The following is a 16,582-nucleotide window of genomic DNA, read 5'->3' as shown; positions in this document are numbered from 1 at the left end:
CGGCCGATGCATCTGTCATTGCTCTATCGGGGACGGCTGAGCAGCTGCAATTACGCCTGCGATTACTGCCCGTTCGCCAAGACCTACGACAGCCCCGCCGCGCTGCGCCGCGATGCGCAGGATCTGGCGCGGTTCGTCGGCTGGGCACAGGCGCAGACGCGGCCGTTGTCGATCCTGTTCACGCCCTGGGGCGAGGGCCTGGTGCGGCGGCATTACCGCGAGGCGATGGTGCAGCTGAGCCAGCTGCCGCAGCTGCGCCGCGTGGCGATCCAGACCAACCTGTGCATGGGCATGCGCTGGCTCGACGCGGCCAATCTCGACCGCCTGGCGTTGTGGTGCACCTACCATCCCAGCCAGGTGACGCGCGCGGCGTTCCTGCAGCGCTGCCAGGCGTTGCGCGAACGCGGCGTGCGCCACAGCGTGGGCATGGTGGCCTCGCACGCGCACCTGGACGAGATCGAGGCGCTACGTGCGGCCTTGCCCGACACCACGCCGATGTGGCTCAACGCCTTCGATCCGCGTCCGCCCGATTACTACACGCCCGGGCAGGTACAGCGCTTGAGCCGGATCGATCCGCATTTCGGCTACAACCTCGCACCGCCGCCCAGCTTCGGCGCGCCCTGCCTGACCGGCGAATCGGTGCTGTCGGTGGATGGCGACGGCAGCGTGCGGCGCTGCCACTTCGTCGATACGCCGCTGGGCAATCTGTACGACGGCAGTTTCGCGGCGCAGCTGCGTGCCCGCAGCTGCCCCAACATGCGGTGCGATTGCTTTATCGGCTACGTGCATCGGCCGGACCTGCCGTTCCAGGCCGACTACGCAGGCGGCGTGCTGGAACGGGTACCGGCGACGGCGTGATCCGGCCAGTGCCGACCGGTGACTTGGCCCGAAGCGGCCAACAGTCTGGCAGGCGGTGATCGGGGAATGGCGCGCAGTCACCGCAGTGCGCGCCTGGTTCAAGCACCGGTCGCGCGCGGCTGGCGGCTTGGCAGGCGTTTCGGTCCCCGCGCTTACTCGCCCAGGCGGGTGCGCAGCTCGGTGACCTGCTCGCGCAGTTCCTGCAGTTGGTCTTCCAGGCTCTGCACGCGCGCTTCCAGGGCGGCGGTGTCGGCGCCGCGCGGCGTGCTCTCGCGCGTTGCAGCTGCGGCCTGCAGCGCATCCAGATCCAGCTCGCCGCTGAGCAGATGCATGTAGCGGTCCTCGCGCTGGCCGCTGGCGCGCGGCAGTTGCACCGCCAGGTTGCGCTGGATCAGCCGGTCCAGATGGTGGCGCACGTCCTCGGCATCGTTGAAACGCGCCAGCCGCTCGCTGCGCGCGAACAGCTCGCCCAGCGTCTGCGGGCCGCGCAACAGCAGCAGGCCGATCACCGCGACCTGTTGCCGGGTCAGGTCCAGCACGGTGCCCAGCCGATGTTCGTACCGCTCTGCACGCGAGGAGAACTGCTGGCGCACCAGGCCCAGGGTTTCCAGCTGGCGCAGCGCGTGATGCACCACGCCGGTCTGCAGGTTCAGCACCGGCTCGCGCGCGGTCTTCTGATTGGCGGCGACCTGCGCGGCGTTGACCGTGAGCGGATACGCGTCCGGCGTGGTGGCCTCTTTTTCGATCAGGCAGCCGAGCACGCGGGCCTGGGCGGTATCGAGGACGGGCGGGGGCGAGGTCTCTGTCATGGGTGACTCCGGGGCAATCAGCGCACAAGCATATGCCGATCCTGTGTCGGCGTTCTTCCGATGCGGGGATCACGCCGTGCGGCTTACGCCATCGAGGTCTGCATGAGCCAGGCCTGCATTGCGCGGTCACGATGAGTCTGCGCATGCATGCACCGGCGCAAGCACGCATCCGCAATAGCGGTGACAACCCGTCTGGCCAGGCTGCCATACGACCCGCGTGACAGCGATGGCCATCCCTGCGCCTCTGCCGCCGCTAATAGCGCGCCAGCCGCCAGAGCGGGCAATACGGCGCGAACCCGCTAAAATCGCGGGCTTAATGACCGCTCCTGTTCTGGTGGATGCCATGCGCCCCTCGCTTTACGCACCGTTGTCCCTGCTCGCCTGCACTGTGCTGGCCCTGAGCGCCTGCAAGCCCGGCGACAAGGAACTGGCCCAGCCCGCGCAGGATGCCGCCGCCAGCGCGACTGCTGCCAAGACGCCGCCGCAGGCCACCGCCGCACCGGCCGGCGACGACAACCTCAATGCGGTGCTGTGGATGCAGCGCTCGGAGGAATACCGCGCCGTCGCCGAGCAGACCTACCGCGCTGCGGCCGACAAACTCGATGCCGCGCTCAAGCAGCCCAAGTGGGACGCGCTGGTCCCCGAAGAACGTAGCAATGCTGCCACCGGCCTGAAGCCGGCGGTGGTGCTGGACGTGGACGAGACCGTGCTGGACAACTCGCCCTACCAGGCACGCCTGCTGCGCGACGGCAAGGAATACGACGAGCTCAGTTGGGACCAGTGGGTGGCCGAGAAGAAGGCCACCGCGATCCCGGGTGTGGTGGATTTCGCCAAGGCCGCCAACGCCCGCGGCATCACCCTGATCTACATCTCCAACCGCGCCGTGCATCTCAAGGACGCCACCCTGGCCAACCTGCGCAGCGTCGGGCTGCCGGTGGCCGACGACAGCGTGTTCCTCGGCCTGGGCACGGTGGTGCAAGGCTGCGAGCAGAACGGCAGCGAGAAGAACTGCCGCCGCCAGCTGGCCGGGCAGACCTACCGCGTGCTGATGCAGTTCGGCGACCAGCTGGGCGATTTCGTGCAGGTCAGCGCCAACACCAGCCAGGCCCGTGGCGCATTGCTGCAGCAGTACCACGACTGGTTCGGCGAGCGTTGGTGGATGCTGCCCAACCCCAGCTACGGCGGCTGGGAGCCTGCACAGTTCAACAACGACTTCGCCCAGCCCTGGCAGCAGCGCCACGATGCCAAGCGCGCCGCGCTGGAGGTAGCCCGATGAGCCGCGCACCGCTGCCGCTGGCCGCGCACGAGCGGCTGATCTTCGCGCTGGACGTGCCCAGCCATGACGAGGCGATCGCCTGGGTGGACCGGCTGGGCGACTCGGTAGCGTTCTACAAGATCGGCATGGAGCTGCTGGCCTCGGGCGAGTACTTCCATGTGCTCGATGCCCTGGCCAAGCGCAACAAGCGCGTGTTCGTCGATTTGAAGTTCTTCGACATCCCCGCCACCGTGGCCGGCACCATCCGCCGCTTGTCGCAATGGCCGGTGAGCTATTGCACCGTGCACGGCTGGCACGCCGGCATGCTGCAGGCCGCCGCCGAGGCCAACCACGGCGACATGCGCCTGCTGGCGGTGACCGTGCTGACCTCGATGGGCCGCCCGGACCTGGCCGCGATGGGTATCGACCGCGAACCGGTGGACGTGGTGGTGGAGCGCGCGCTGGCCGCACAGGCCGCCGGCATCGATGGAGTGATCGCCTCCGGCCAGGAAGCCGGCCCGATCCGCCGCGCCACCGGCACCGGGTTTTCGATCGTCTGCCCCGGCATCCGTCCCGGCGGCCCGGTCGGCGACGACCAGCAACGCACCGTGGGCGTGGCGCAGGCATTCAACGACGGTGCCGATGCCATCGTGGTCGGCCGCCCGATCCGCCTGGCTGCCGATCCGGCGGCGGCGGCGAATGCGATCCAGGCTGAGATTCGTACGGCATTGGGGCAGCGCCAGGCGTAGTGGGAGGCGCTTAATGGCATCCGCTCGCTAATAAAATCAACAAGTTAATTCAGTAGAATTAAAGTGTTGCTTTAACGTTAAGGGCTGCGTACGATGCCCTCGTCCGATGTCAGTCGGAAGCTGTGCCACTCATTGTCCACCGGGCTTGTCCCGGTTTTCGAAGGGATCGGGCCTTGTGCCCGATCCTTTTTTTTGGCCGTCAGAGCACGCTTCACCAGGATCGCCGGGGGCGACCGGCCACATGGCGGCATTGGATAGAGCGTCATCCCGCGCACAAGGCGAGCACGTATCGCAGCGAAGCCCGAGCCGAGTGCTGGCCGATAGCCGCCACCGCGTGCATGGGCTGATGTGCATCGAAGGGCTGAGTGCCCAGTTGGGCTACGCCGCAAGCTACGCTCCCATGGCGGGCACCTGCTTGATCGCCAGTGCGAGAACGCGCCAGACACGGTGTGGGAAAGCGACTTCACGTATATCCGCATGCATGCATGCATGCATGCAGGCTGGATGTACCTGAGCGTTGTGCTCGACTTTATTTTCTGGCAAGTCATCGGTTGGGCGATGCGTGATCGCGCCGATCTCGATCTGGTGTTGCAGGCCTTGTTGTCTGCACCCTGGCGGTGCAATCCCAAGGCCGTGCCCTGGCTCACTCGGATCAAAGCTCGGTCTACCACCGCACTGACTGGCAGAGCTTGCTTGCAGCTCGTGGCCAGGTGTGCAGCCTGTGTCGGCGTGGCAGCTGCCACGACAACGTGCCGGTGGAGAGCTCCTTTTGCCTTCTCAGACGCGCGCGGCTCAGGCGGCGTGTCCGCCCCATCAAAGACGCCGAACGCGCAGATGTGTTTGCCTTTAACGAGGTCTTCTAAAATCCCGAACGCCGCCATGGTTCCAATGACGAACTGTCGCCTGCAGAGTTCCAATGGCGCTACTCGCAACGAGGGGCCTGAGTGTCTACGGAACCCTGGGCGATGAACGCTGCCAGCGAGGGGCGGTTGGCGATGGAGGTGTTGGAGCCGGTGGAGATGCTGGCCAAGGTGCGCAGCGTCAGGCGGTGATGGAGCGCGCCGAGATCCCTTGCGATTGACCTCGGTGCCTGATGCCACTAGCGTCGCAACCACACCAGCGCACCACGGACGCTTCATGCTCGCGCGCCCCCTCTACGCCTTGCTCGCCACCCTCGCTCTGGGCGCATGCGCCCACACGGCCGCCACCTCAGCCCCGGCAACCGTCACGGAGACATCTGCCATGAGTTCCTCAGCCGATCACGTACCTGCAGATCCTTCCAAAAGTGGACCACGTACTGCGCAGGAAGCATTGGAGCGGGTACTTGAGCTGATTCGCACAAGCGCCAGCATTGAATCGTTCAATGCCGACCATGTGTCTCGAGCAATGGGCCAGTCGGTGCAGTATCGCGATGATGGTTCCGGGCGGTTTGGTGCCAGCGGAGTGCTGACCCGAGACTGGAACTACGGGTTTGGTGTCAACAGAACCGAAGTAAAGGGTGCATGGTTCGAGTTCCTGTTCCTGCCTAATCCGCCAGAAGCGTCTCCGTCTATGTCGGATATCTGCCAGATCGACTTCGAGGCATTTGCGGCACACCTCGAAAAAATGGGTTTTTCGCGACAGCGCAATATTGTCGAGGATGGACGATGGATGAGCGATATTTTTCAACGCCCGGGGATGCGCGTAGAGCTCTTCCCGCGTGGCGAGGCTGACGTCCCTCTAGCGCGCACCACTCATCAGTGCGTCGAGTGGGTTCAAATTCGCTAGTCCAAGGAGCGGACATGTTGAGCCAGGAAGCAAGCGCCGTGGTGGCATCATTTGGTCAGCAACCAGGTGTCACACGTGAGCATCTGGACAACTTCAACCGGGTCCTGAACGATTCGCCCGAGTTGACCCGCCAGATCAACGATGCAGTGCAGAAAAAGGTGCTGAAAGGCTTTGCGCCGTTAAACGATCCGCATGCGGGAGGCATCTATGATCCACGCGATCAGGAAATTCACCTGCCGCTTGCAGCGCTGGTGAATGATGCCAACGGCAAGCATGCAGCAGCAGGCGATTTGACCTTCGTCTTGGGACATGAAATTCAGCATAGCCTTTATAGTCCCACTGCTGCGCTTGCGCGAGAACAGTTCAAGACAGAGGCAATAAAAATTGCACGTAGCACGCACGATTACACTGCTGCTGGCGAGAAGGTGCTGGCCAGTAACCGTACGGACGAAGCAACGGCCGAAATAACCGGATGGAACGCTATCGTGAGCGCGGTCAAGAGTCGTAATCCTAATCCTACGCTTGAAGATGTGTACCTATTTGCGGATGGTCGGGCCAGAGATTTCGTCACGCGCAGCGGCTATCCAAGCGTCTATACGCCCAAGGAAAACCTGACGTTTAATAGCGACCTGACGTTGTCGCCCACGGCGAGTAACGTCGAGGCAATGGGAGTGAATTACTTCGACAAATCGGTCAAGGACACCCGTATCGGTCATGCGGGCCAGTCCGACTACGTCAACCATTACGGTCCATGGGTGGTCGGCACAGCCGCCATTTACGAGCGACACTACAACAAGTCAAAGCCCGGCGAGCCAGAGCAGCCAATGATCCTGGACATGCAGCGCCTGGGATTCAAGGAAGACATCCTGGAGCGCAACGGCATTGACCTGGGCAGCGACACCCATCCCATGCCATACATGGACAGTAGTACGCAGCCGCCAACCCCTGGGCTCTTCCAGCACAGCAAGGATACTCACCTGCACGTCTCGCCGATTTCTGCCCAGGCGCTGGAGCAGGAGCTGCGAGAGCGCGACCCACAATCGCCACCTTCCCCGGCGCAGACACCTTCACAGCCAAGCCACCCAGATCACGCGCTGTACCAGCAGATCAAAGGCGGTGTGATGCAGCTCGACGCCCAGCACGGCAAAGAGTGGGACGGGGCAAGCCAGCGCATGACTGCCAGCCTGCTTGCGATGGCAAAAGAGGAAGGGCTGTCGCGGGTGGACCATGTCGTTCTCAACAACCCCACGCCTCAGCTAGCCGGCGGCGAGAAAGTCTTCGTCGTGCAGGGCGCTCTTAATGACCCGGCTCACCAGCGTGCCCATATGCCGACCTTGGACGCCGTGCAGACACCAGAGGCCCAGTCGTTCGATCGCCTGCAAGCAATCAGCCAAAGTCAGGCCCAGGCGCGGGAACAACAGCAAGCATTGGAGCAATCACAGCAAGCCGTCAGCCAAACCGGCCCATCGATGACTCGCTGAGGCTTCAGCAGCGAAAAACATCCCATTCAAGCACCAAGTGCCGCATGGTCTGGTACGGGACACCCAAGACGGGTTAACGCGTCCTAGCGAAAACTGACATTCTGGCGCGCCCCTACAGAGCGGGGCTGCGATTTTGTGTAGAGAGTGTTGCAGGAGCGACTACCTACTGTAATGCCGCTGCCTTGCAATAGCGGTCGATGAACTGCTGATGCGTCGGCATGACGTCCACGCAATGGCCGATGGTCTGCGCGACGCTGGCAAGGAAACGTTCGGCGTCGTGGTCGGGCACCTGGTCCACCAGCGGGTGGTAGCCCTGCGGCAGGATCCCTTGGCCCACCATCACCTGCACCCAGCTGATCTCGGCGAACATTTCCTCGGCATTGCGGTAGAAGCGCCCGCTGTCGCGGAACAGGTCCAGGGTGAACTGCAACTCGGGGGTGATCGGCATCGTGCGGCAATGCCGCCAGAACGCGCTGTCGTCGCGTTCGGTGGCGTGGTAATGCAGCACCAGGAAATCGCGGATGCGGTCGAACTCGAACGCCAGCCGGTCGTTGTAGCGCTGCACCAGCACCGGGCTGATGCCCTCGCGCGGAAACAGCTCCAGCAGCCTGGAAATGCCGGCCTGGATCAAATGGATGCTGGTCGATTCCAATGGCTCCAGAAAGCCGCTCGCCAGACCCAGTGCCACCACATTGCGGTTCCAGAACTGCTTGCGCCGCCCGGTGGTGAAGCGCAACGGGCGCGGGTCGCCGAGCGCCTTGCCATCCAGGTTGGCGAGCAGCGTGGCGGCCGCTTCGTCGTCGCTGATGTGCGCGCTGGAATACACATAGCCGTTGCCGGTGCGGTGCTGCAACGGGATGCGCCACTGCCAGCCAGCCGCGCGCGCGGTGGAGCGCGTGTAGGGCGTGGGCGGGCCGACCTTTTCGCTCGGCACCGCCAGCGCGCGATCGCACGGCAGCCAGTGGGTGAAGTCGTGATAGCCGGTGTGCAGCGCTTCTTCGATCAACAGCCCACCAAAGCCCGAGCAGTCGATGAACAAGTCGCCGCTGACGACCTGCCCGGAGGCCAGTTGCAGCGATTGCACGTGGCCGGAGTCGGGGTGCAGCTGCACCTGTTCGACCAGGCCTTCGATACGGGTGACGCCACGCTGCTCCGCATAGCCGCGCAAAAATCGCGCGTAGTGCGTGGCATCGAAGTGATACGCGTAGGCGATATTGGCCAGCGGCGAATTGGCCGGCACGTCGCCGGCCGAGGTCATGAACTTGCCGCGCGTGGCGGCCACGGTGTTGAGCGTGTAGGCGCCCAGCGGCTGCGCCTTGCCGCGTGCATGCTGCTTGATCCAGTACTGATGGAACGGCAGCAGCCCGAGCGGATGCCCGATCTGGGTGCCGAAGCCGTGGATATACGACGTCCCCGGCCGTTGCCAGTCGACGAACTCGATACCGAGCTTGAAGCTGCCCTGGGTCTGGCGCACGAACTCGGCTTCATCGATGCCGAGCAGATTGTTGAAGGCCTTGATGTGCGGCACGGTGGCTTCGCCGACACCGACGGTGCCGAGCTGTTCGGATTCGATCAGCTGCACATTGAAGGTGGGGCCAAGCACGCGCGCGAAGGCGGCGGCCGCCATCCAGCCGGCGGTGCCGCCACCGACGATGACGATGTTGCGAAGCGGAGCGGGGATCATGGAGGTCCGGTCCTCAAAAGAAATAAAGCCACTGACAAAACGTCTGCGCGCACTGCCTGACGGTTGCAACCGGTGCGATATGCAGCACCAGTTGCACATGTTGACGCACCAAGCTGACCACTGCGCATTACGTTGTGTCAGCCGCTCCAGAAGCTGATAGGCGAACGGGGCCAATCGGCCCCGTTCGAATCACGCGCATCCAGGCGCGTGCGCGTGCAGGTTACGTTGGATCAGAACTTTGCGCCCACTTCGAAGATCACGCTGCGTGGCACGTAGCTGATCTCGCCGTTGTTGACAACGGTGATATCCGGCTCGAGCCGTCCGTTGCTGCCGAAGCTGTTGTATTCGTACTGGCTGAAGTTCTTGAAATCGAACACGTTGAGCACGTTGACCCGTGCGGTCAGCTTGAAGTCGCCAGCCACGGTGAAGTCCTTGGTGGCCTGCAGATCGACGGTGCGATACCCCCAGATCTTGCCACCCACCAGGAACTTGCCATTGCCCGGCGGAGTGACGCCGACCTGCTGGCAGGTGCCGCCATCGGGATCGGTGAAGCCGTAGCAGGCGATCGTATTGATCGGCTCGGGCGTGGCCAGCACCAGCTTGGCGCCGAAGGTGACGCCCCATGGGCCATCGAGCGAACCGGAAGCGACGAAGCGATGTGCCGACACCGCATCGGACTTCACGAACGGGTAGTCGCGAACGGTGGCCTTGTCGAACGCAAACGGCTCGTCGATGTTGCGGTTCTGGCGCGCGCTGGTATGCGTGTACGCCAGATTCAAGCCCCAACCCGATTCCTTGGTGTAAGGCTTTTCGGCCGACAGCAACACCTGGCTGCTGCGCTGCTCCAGACCGTTGTAGCCGATGACGGTATTGCGATAACCCGGCACCGGCTCACCCCACGGCACGCCGCCGTTGGCGTCGAAGTACGCGCCGTTCGGATAGCGGTTGACCAGGCTCATCACCAGGCCGTCGTAAGACAGGATGCGCTGGAAGGTCACATCGGTGAGCCAGTCGCCAACCTGGTTGCTGATGCCGATGCTGTACTGGTCGCTGTACGGGGTCTTGAGCTTGTTCTTGAACATGAAAAGCTCGGAACTGTCGCTGGTGCCGGGGATCGTGTTGAGCTGATCGATGCCGGTGAGGAACGCCGGATTCCACGGTGCACAGGCGCGGTCGTCGCGGAAGCAGCCCTGGCCGCTGGCGGCATCGCTGAAGTACACCACCACCGGCGACAGCGCGGCCTTGACCGATTCCAGCGCCAGCTGTTCGAACAGGTTGCGGTCGTAGGAACGGCCCGCACCGCCATGGATCACCGCCGCCTCATCGCCGAACAGGTCGTACGAGAAACCCAGGCGCGGCGCCCAGGCGTCCTTGAAGTTCTTGCGGTTGTTGCCGGTGCTGATGTAATCGGCCACGTTGACGCCGCTGGGCAGCAGGCGGTTGGCCCACGGCTGGCCGGGGTTTTCCGGGTCGTCGGAATACAGCGCATTCACGAACGGCTGCGAGGTCACGAAGTCGGTGTAGGCCGGGGTGTCTTCGTAGTCGTAGCGCACGCCGATGTTGATCATCAGCTTGTCGGTGGCGGCCCAGTCGTCCTGCAGATAGATGCCGTATTGCTTGGACGGCGACTCGACCACCGGCAGCTGGCCGGGGTTGTCGAAGGCGCGGATGTAGCGCACCTGGAACGGCACCGGCGCCACGCCGTTCTGGCTGACTTCGTAGCTGAACTGCGGATTGAGCGAGCTCGATTCGCGCGAGGTCAGCTTGATGTCGCGGTAGGTCACGCCGGTCTTGATGGTGTGCTCGCCGTGCCACTCCAGTGCATTGAAGGTCAGGTCGTTCTGGAACGACCAGCCCTTCTGGCTACGCAGCTTGAAGTCTTCGCCGCTGGCGGCGCCGGTATTGAGAAACACCCACTGGCGCGGGTCGGCCTCGGTGCGATCGATATAGGTATAGATCGAACCATTGCCCACGCCGCGCGGCGTCGGCAGATTGCGCGAATCCTCGGTGGTGAAGATGGCTTCGTTGAACCAGCCATCGGCACTGTGCTGCCAACGCAGGCTGGTGCGCTTGTCCTTGTTGATCTTGTCCACGGCGCGATCGGGCGCGTTCTGGCCGCCCACGTTGCTGACCTGGGTTTCGTCGCGGTACTGCGTGGCCAACTCGATGCGATCGTTGTCGGTCGGTTCGAAGTCGATCTTGCCGAAGTACAGGTCCTCGCTGAACGGCATGTTCGACGCGCCGTACTGATCGCGCAGGTTCGACGGCAGCAGCCCGATGAAGGGTGTCGCTTCGGCACTGGGCTGCACGCTCTTGGGTGCGACGTTGTCCTTGCCTTCGTAGGCGACGAAGAAATGCATGCGGTCCTGGATGATCGGGCCACCCAACGCAAAACCGTATTCCTTGGTCTGGGAATCGACCTTGCCGTCGGCTTCGTCCGGACGCTGCTTGCGCAGGTCCTGATTGGTGAAGCGATAGAACGCTTCGCCATGGAATTCGTTGGTGCCGGACTTGGTCGCCGCAGTGATCGCCGCGCCGCTGATCTGGCCATACTCGGCCTTGTAGTTGGACGTGACGACCTTGTACTCGCCGATGGCCAGCTGCGGGAACGGATTGCCCTGGGTTTCGTCCTGGCCGGCAATGCCGCCGCCGGAGACGTAGCTCTTCTGGCTCACGCCATCGATGTACAGGTTGCTGGCGCTGGCATTGGAGGCGCCGCCGCGCAGCTTGGTGTTGCCGTCCTGGTCGATGGTGAACACCATGCCCGGCACGGTGTCGGCGAATTCCAGGAAGTTGCGCGTGGCCTGCGGCAGCTGCTGGATCTGTCGCAGCGACACGGTGTTCCCCACTTCGGACGTCTTCACGTCACGAATCATCGGCGCGCTGACCGTCACCGTGTCCAGCGTGGTCGCATCGCCTGCGGGCGCCGCCGTCTCCGTGCCGAGATTGACGGTGGCGCTGGAGGCTACCGACAGGGTCACCGTGCGGCTGGCGCCGTTGGATTCGACCTTGTAGGTGCCCGGCTGCAACCCGACGATGGTGTAGTTGCCGGTCGCGTTGACCGGTGCGCGGCGCACCGAGCCGGTGGCGAGATTGGTGACGACGACCTCGCTGCCGCTCTGCGCGGAAGCGACCTGGCCACGCAACGTGGCGTTGCTGGATTGGGCCATGGCCGGCGTGGTGGCGAACAACGAGGCAGCCAGGGCGCAGCACAACAGGCTACGTGCGGGCAGGGTGGAAACGGTGCGGTGCTTCTTCATGACTCTCCCCCTCCCAGGGGTAAAGCGCGAACCAGTAAGTGACTGGCGCGTCGAGGTTGGTGCTGGGTATGGATGAAACGGATGCAGCGGTCGGCAACAGCAGGAACGGCAAACAACAAAACGATCGCGGAGGCAAGCGTGGTGCCCGCAGCGTCGCGTACATCAAGCGCCGCGCTGCAGGCACACACCGTCGATCGGTAAAACGACGCAAACCCTGCAGCCGGCCCCTCCCCATTGCCGTGGGGCCGGTGCAGTACCAGCGCCTGAGCGGACAACCGGCATCGATGCGCCAGCTGCCATCCGGGCCACCATTACCAGATGATGCGGGCGCTCATAAACAACGTGCGCGGCGGGGTGGACATCGCCCCGTACTGATTGATGCTCACGCGCGGGTCGTAGATGCCGGCACTGCCCCAGTCGATGCTGTACTGGTCGTAGTTGCGGAAGTTCAGCGCATTGATCAGATCGCCGCGCACCTGCACGGTCACCGCGTCGGTGATGTGCATGTCCTTGGACAACGACAGGTCCAGCTGGCGGGTGCCGAAGATGTCGCCACCGGCGATGAACTTGCCGCCGGGCGCATCCACCGAAACCACGCGGATATTGTCCGAGGTCGGGCCGCCGTACTGGTCGAAGGAGATCGCCTCGTTACGCGGCGGCACCGTGGCCAGGGTCAGCTTGGCCGAGCCGCTGATGCCCCAGAACAGGTCGTAGATGCCGGTCAGCACCAGGCGGTGGCGCGGCACTGCATTGAGGTCCAGGAACGGGTAATCGGCAATGGTGGCCGCATCGAAGCCGTAGCGATCGTCGTTGCCGCGATTGCCGCGCGCACGCGAGAAGGTGTACGCCGCAGTCAGACCCCAGCCGCTTTCCTGCGTATAGGCCTTGTCCGCCGACAGCAGCAGCTGGCCGGTCTTGGTTTCCACCCCGTTGTTGCCGATGATCAGGTTGCCGAAGCCCTGCGGCCGCTGCTCGAACGCCTGAGCGCCGTTCTGGAAGAAGTCGCCGTTGGCATAGCGGTTGCCCAGGGTGAAGATGAAACCGTCCTTGCTATGGATATACGACACCGTCGCCGAGGTGTTCCACTCGCCCAGCTGGGTGCGCAGGCCCAACGAATACTGGTCCGCATACGGCGTCTTCAGATCGTTGTTGAGCAGATCGATCTCGCCGTTGCGCACGCGCGCATCGACCAGGTTGCCCAGGCTGTCGGGGTTGCTCACAAACGCCGGATCGAAGGCGGTGCAGGTGCCGGGTGCCGGGACGCAATTGGTGGGCCCGGCAAAGCGGATGGTGTACTGCGCCAGCGCGGATTTGATCTGCTCCAGGCCCATCACGTCGAACAGGTTGCGGTCGTAGCTGCGGCCGGCACCGCCGAACAGCACCAGCGACTCGTCGCCACGGAAATCGTAGGAAAAGCCAAGGCGTGGCGCGAAGTTGTTGTTGTCCTGTTTGCGATTGCGCCCGTTGCTGATGTAGTCGTTGATGTCCACCCCGCCCTTGGCCAATTGCTCGGCGTAGGTAGCGCTGACGGCCGGGTCGGTGCCGGGGCCGTTCAAGGCCGCCACCACTTCCGGTGGGGTCACGTTGTCCAGGTACGAGGGAATCTTCTCGCCATCCCAGCGCACGCCGATATTCAATTGCAGCTTGTCGTTGACGTCCCAGTCGTCCTGGATGTACAGGCCAAGCTGCTTGCTGGTGGTGGTCACCGACGGTGCGGCACCGGCGAACGGCAGGTTGAAGCGTACCTGGTAGGGAATGGCCGAGGTGCCCGCGCCATCGCCCACCGCGTAGTAGAACGACGGGTTGGCCGCAGAGTTCTCGCTCTGGGTCAGCTCCACTTCCTTGTACTTCACGCCCATCTTGATGACGTGGTTGCCGTGCCATTCCAGGTTGTTGAAGGTCAGGTCGTTCTGGAAGCTGGGGCCTTTCTGGCCCTTGCGCTGGATCGCCAGCCCGCTGGTGGCGCCATCGTTGAGCAGCACGTCGTCTTCGGCGATGCCGCGCGTGTACACGGTCTGGCTGCCGATGGTGTAGGCGGTGGGATTGAACAGCACGTCCTCGTAGGACACGCGCGCCTCGTTGACGTAGCGCTCGCCGTAATGCTGCCAACGCAGGTCGAAGCGTTTTTCGGTATTGAGATTGATCTTGGAGGCGAGCGCGGTGGTCTGGTTGCCCACGCTGTCGCGGCTTTCCTCATCGCGGTATTTGCCGGTGAGCTCCAGGCGATCGTTTTCACCGATGTCCCAATCGACCTTGCCGAAGTACAGGTCTTCGTTGAACGGCCGGGTCACCGAGCCCAGCCGGCTCTGCACGCCCGCCGGCAGATCGTCGCTGAGCGCGCTGAAGCTGTCGGGTACGGCGACCGGATCGGCCGAGACCTCGAAGCCCTTGCCTTCGTAGCTGAAGAAGAAATGCGCCTTGTCCTGCACGATCGGCCCGCTCAGGGCGAAGCCGTATTCGTCCTGGTGGGTCTTGCGCTTGCTGCCGTCGGCATTGGGCGCGCCAGCGCGTTCGTCGGGTTGACGCGCGCGGAAGTCGGTGTTGCTGGTGCGGCCGAAAACTTCGCCGTGGAACTCGTTGCCGCCGGATTTGGTCGAGGCCACGATCGCCGCCGAGCCGACCTGGTCGAACTCGGCCTTGTAGTTGGAGGTGATGACCTTGTACTCGCCAATGGCCAGCTGCGGGAACGGGTTGCCCGCGCTCTGCTCCTGCCCGGAGACGCCGCCGAACAGGTAACTCTTCTGGCCGACACCGTCGATATAGACGTTGACCGCCGAGCTGCCCTGCGCGCCGCCGCGGATCTGGCTATTGCCGTTGGAGTTGGTCTCGAACTGCATGCCCGGCACGGTGTCGGCGAACTCCAGGAAGTTGCGCGTCAGCTGCGGCACGGTGCTGATCTGCTTCAGCGACACGTTGGTGCCCACTTCCGAGGTCTTGACCTCCTGCAGCGTGGTGGCGGTGACCTGCACCGCGTCCAGCGTGGTCGCCTCTCCGGCCGCTGCCGGCGCCGCCGCGCCACCGCCCAGGTTCAACGTGACCGAGGAGGCCACCGACAGGGTCACGGTCTGCGCGCTGCCGGAGCCGGCGTCCACCTTGTAGGTGCCGGGAGGCAGACCGACCAGCGCGTAGCTGCCGTCAGCGCCGGTGGGCACGCGCCTGACCGCGCCGGTGGCGACGTTGGTCGCGGTGACAGTGGTGCCGGCCTGTGCCGAGGCGACCTGGCCACGCAACGTGGCGTTGCTGGACTGGGCCATGGCCGGCGAGGCGGCGAACAATGAGGCGGCAAGGGCGCAGCAGAGCAAGCTGCGCGCCGGCAAGGTGGAGACGGTGCGGTAATTGTTCATGACTTCCCCCCTCCCAGGGGTAAAGCGCGAACCAGTGGAATCACTGGCGCGTTGAAACTGCATAAAGCGGGACAGCGGACAACCACGACAAGCAACACATGAGCAAGCAGCCGCGACGCGCCTTACGTCGGAGGCGCAGCACGCGGCGCGCTGGACGCGCGCACGATCAGTTCGGGAACCATCTCGGAAAACGTCTGCACTGCGGCATCGGCGGGCGGGGCGGGGGCATCGCCCAGTTGCTGATCCAGCAACAGCTGCAAGGCGCGCGCGCCCAGCCCGGCGATATCCACCCGCATGGTGGTCAACGCCGGCAGCACGTAGCGCGCCATCGGCACATCGTCGAAGCCAGCCAGTGCGATGTCGTGCGGCACCTTCAGCCCGGCATGGCCGAGCGCGAACAGGCAGCCCAGCGCCATCATGTCGTTGGCGGCGAACACCGCATCCGGGCGCGTGTCCTGCGCCAGCGCCTGGCCGGCACGGTAGCCGGATTCTTCATCGAAGTTGCCCGGCAGCACCCACGGCTGCGCCTGCGCATCCAGCGCCAGCTCGTCGCGATAGCCGCGCAGACGCTCGTGCGCATCGAAGTTGTCGGCCGGCCCGGCGATGAAGGCGATGCGGCGGTGGCCGCGCTCGCGCAGGTGCCGCGTCATCACCCGCGCGCCACCGTAGTTGTCCACGTTGAGCACCGGGCGCTGGCTGGCCGTGCCGGCGCAGTTGAGCAGCACCGCAGGAAGGCCGCCGGGCAGGGCGTCCTCGTGCACGCCGGAGTCGCCCAGCGAGGGCGACATCACCACCACCCCGTCCACGCGTCCGGGCAGGCGTTCCAGCGCCTTGCGCTGCGCCTGCGGGTCGCCGTGCGAGCTGGACACCAGCAGGTGGTAGCCCTGATCGCGCGCCACCTGGTCGATGCCGCGGATCAGTTCGGAGAAGAATTCGCCGTGCAGGTCCGGCAACACCACCCCGATGGTGTGGGTGCGCCGGCTGCTCAGGCTGCGCGCGGCGTGATGCGGGATGTAGTGCAGTGCGCGGGCGACCTGCAGCACGCGCTCGCGGACCGACTCGGCGACATGCTGATGTCCATTCATGGTGCGCGAGACCGTCGCCACCGACACCTGCGCTTCGCGCGCGACATCCTTGATGGTGACGCTGCCGCCTTCCGAGCGTGGCCGACTCATGGCGACACCGCCAAAACAATGCGGTTGCCGCCGCACGCCGGGTAGGGGCGCACGGTCCGCTGGCGCAGAGCGTTCGTGTCATAGATGCACATGAATGACATCGGCCCCAACCGATGGCGACCTCAGAGCGAGATGGGGCGCACGCTAGCAGGAACTGCAAGCGCTTACATGATGCGCCGCAGCATTCCACCAAATGCAGG

10 protein-coding genes and 1 pseudogene are annotated in these 16,582 nt (G+C 64.4%); 6 read left to right on the top strand and 5 right to left on the bottom strand.

What is annotated here, in order from left to right:
• The first annotated feature begins 6 nt into the window (after positions 1-6).
• Positions 7-858 (top strand): STM4011 family radical SAM protein, encoded by an 852-nt coding sequence (locus tag GGR62_RS03590; RefSeq protein WP_184406593.1) that lies wholly within the window; start codon positions 7-9, stop codon positions 856-858.
• Between the two features lie 152 nt (positions 859-1,010).
• On the opposite strand, the gene GGR62_RS03585 is transcribed toward GGR62_RS03590, so the two are convergent.
• Positions 1,011-1,667 carry a YceH family protein gene (locus GGR62_RS03585; protein WP_184406592.1) on the bottom strand — a complete coding sequence of 219 codons (657 nt, stop codon included), beginning with the start codon at positions 1,665-1,667 and terminating at the stop codon, positions 1,011-1,013.
• 334 nt (positions 1,668-2,001) lie between these two features.
• Here GGR62_RS03585 and GGR62_RS03580 point away from each other — a divergent pair, with 334 nt between their 5' ends.
• From GGR62_RS03580 to GGR62_RS03565, 5 genes and pseudogenes are all read left to right on the top strand, one after another.
• Positions 2,002-2,943 carry a 5'-nucleotidase, lipoprotein e(P4) family gene (locus tag GGR62_RS03580; RefSeq protein WP_184406632.1) on the top strand — a complete coding sequence of 314 codons (942 nt, stop codon included), beginning with the start codon at positions 2,002-2,004 and terminating at the stop codon, positions 2,941-2,943.
• Positions 2,940-3,671 carry an orotidine-5'-phosphate decarboxylase gene (gene pyrF, locus GGR62_RS03575; RefSeq protein ID WP_184406591.1) on the top strand — a complete coding sequence of 244 codons (732 nt, stop codon included), beginning with the start codon at positions 2,940-2,942 and terminating at the stop codon, positions 3,669-3,671. Before GGR62_RS03580 ends, pyrF begins: the two co-directional genes overlap by 4 nt.
• A gap of 322 nt (positions 3,672-3,993) precedes the next feature.
• Positions 3,994-4,615 (top strand): annotated as a pseudogene (locus tag GGR62_RS21070) (DDE-type integrase/transposase/recombinase); the annotation flags it as partial.
• A 193-nt stretch (positions 4,616-4,808) separates the two neighbouring features.
• Positions 4,809-5,438, top strand: coding sequence for a hypothetical protein (locus GGR62_RS21065; RefSeq protein WP_260305426.1), 630 nt, complete (start codon positions 4,809-4,811; stop codon positions 5,436-5,438).
• A 14-nt stretch (positions 5,439-5,452) separates the two neighbouring features.
• Positions 5,453-6,919 (top strand): XVIPCD domain-containing protein, encoded by a 1,467-nt coding sequence (locus GGR62_RS03565; RefSeq protein WP_184406590.1) that lies wholly within the window; start codon positions 5,453-5,455, stop codon positions 6,917-6,919.
• Positions 6,920-7,082: 163 nt separating this feature from the next.
• On the opposite strand, the gene GGR62_RS03560 is transcribed toward GGR62_RS03565, so the two are convergent.
• The 4 genes from GGR62_RS03560 to GGR62_RS03545 form a co-directional block, all read right to left on the bottom strand.
• Positions 7,083-8,603 (bottom strand): tryptophan halogenase family protein, encoded by a 1,521-nt coding sequence (locus tag GGR62_RS03560; protein ID WP_184406589.1) that lies wholly within the window; start codon positions 8,601-8,603, stop codon positions 7,083-7,085.
• Between the two features lie 230 nt (positions 8,604-8,833).
• On the bottom strand, positions 8,834-11,863 hold the full coding sequence (locus GGR62_RS03555; RefSeq protein ID WP_184406588.1) for a TonB-dependent receptor: 3,030 nt from the start codon (positions 11,861-11,863) through the stop codon (positions 8,834-8,836).
• Between the two features lie 311 nt (positions 11,864-12,174).
• Positions 12,175-15,207 (bottom strand): TonB-dependent receptor, encoded by a 3,033-nt coding sequence (locus GGR62_RS03550; RefSeq protein ID WP_184406587.1) that lies wholly within the window; start codon positions 15,205-15,207, stop codon positions 12,175-12,177.
• 122 nt (positions 15,208-15,329) lie between these two features.
• On the bottom strand, positions 15,330-16,382 hold the full coding sequence (locus GGR62_RS03545; protein WP_184406586.1) for a LacI family DNA-binding transcriptional regulator: 1,053 nt from the start codon (positions 16,380-16,382) through the stop codon (positions 15,330-15,332).
• Positions 16,383-16,582 lie beyond the last annotated feature (200 nt).

The organism is Xanthomonas sp. 3075 (assembly GCF_014197275.1).
GTDB lineage: Bacteria > Pseudomonadota > Gammaproteobacteria > Xanthomonadales > Xanthomonadaceae > Xanthomonas > Xanthomonas campestris_B.
This window is presented reverse-complemented; position numbering and strand designations above follow the sequence as displayed.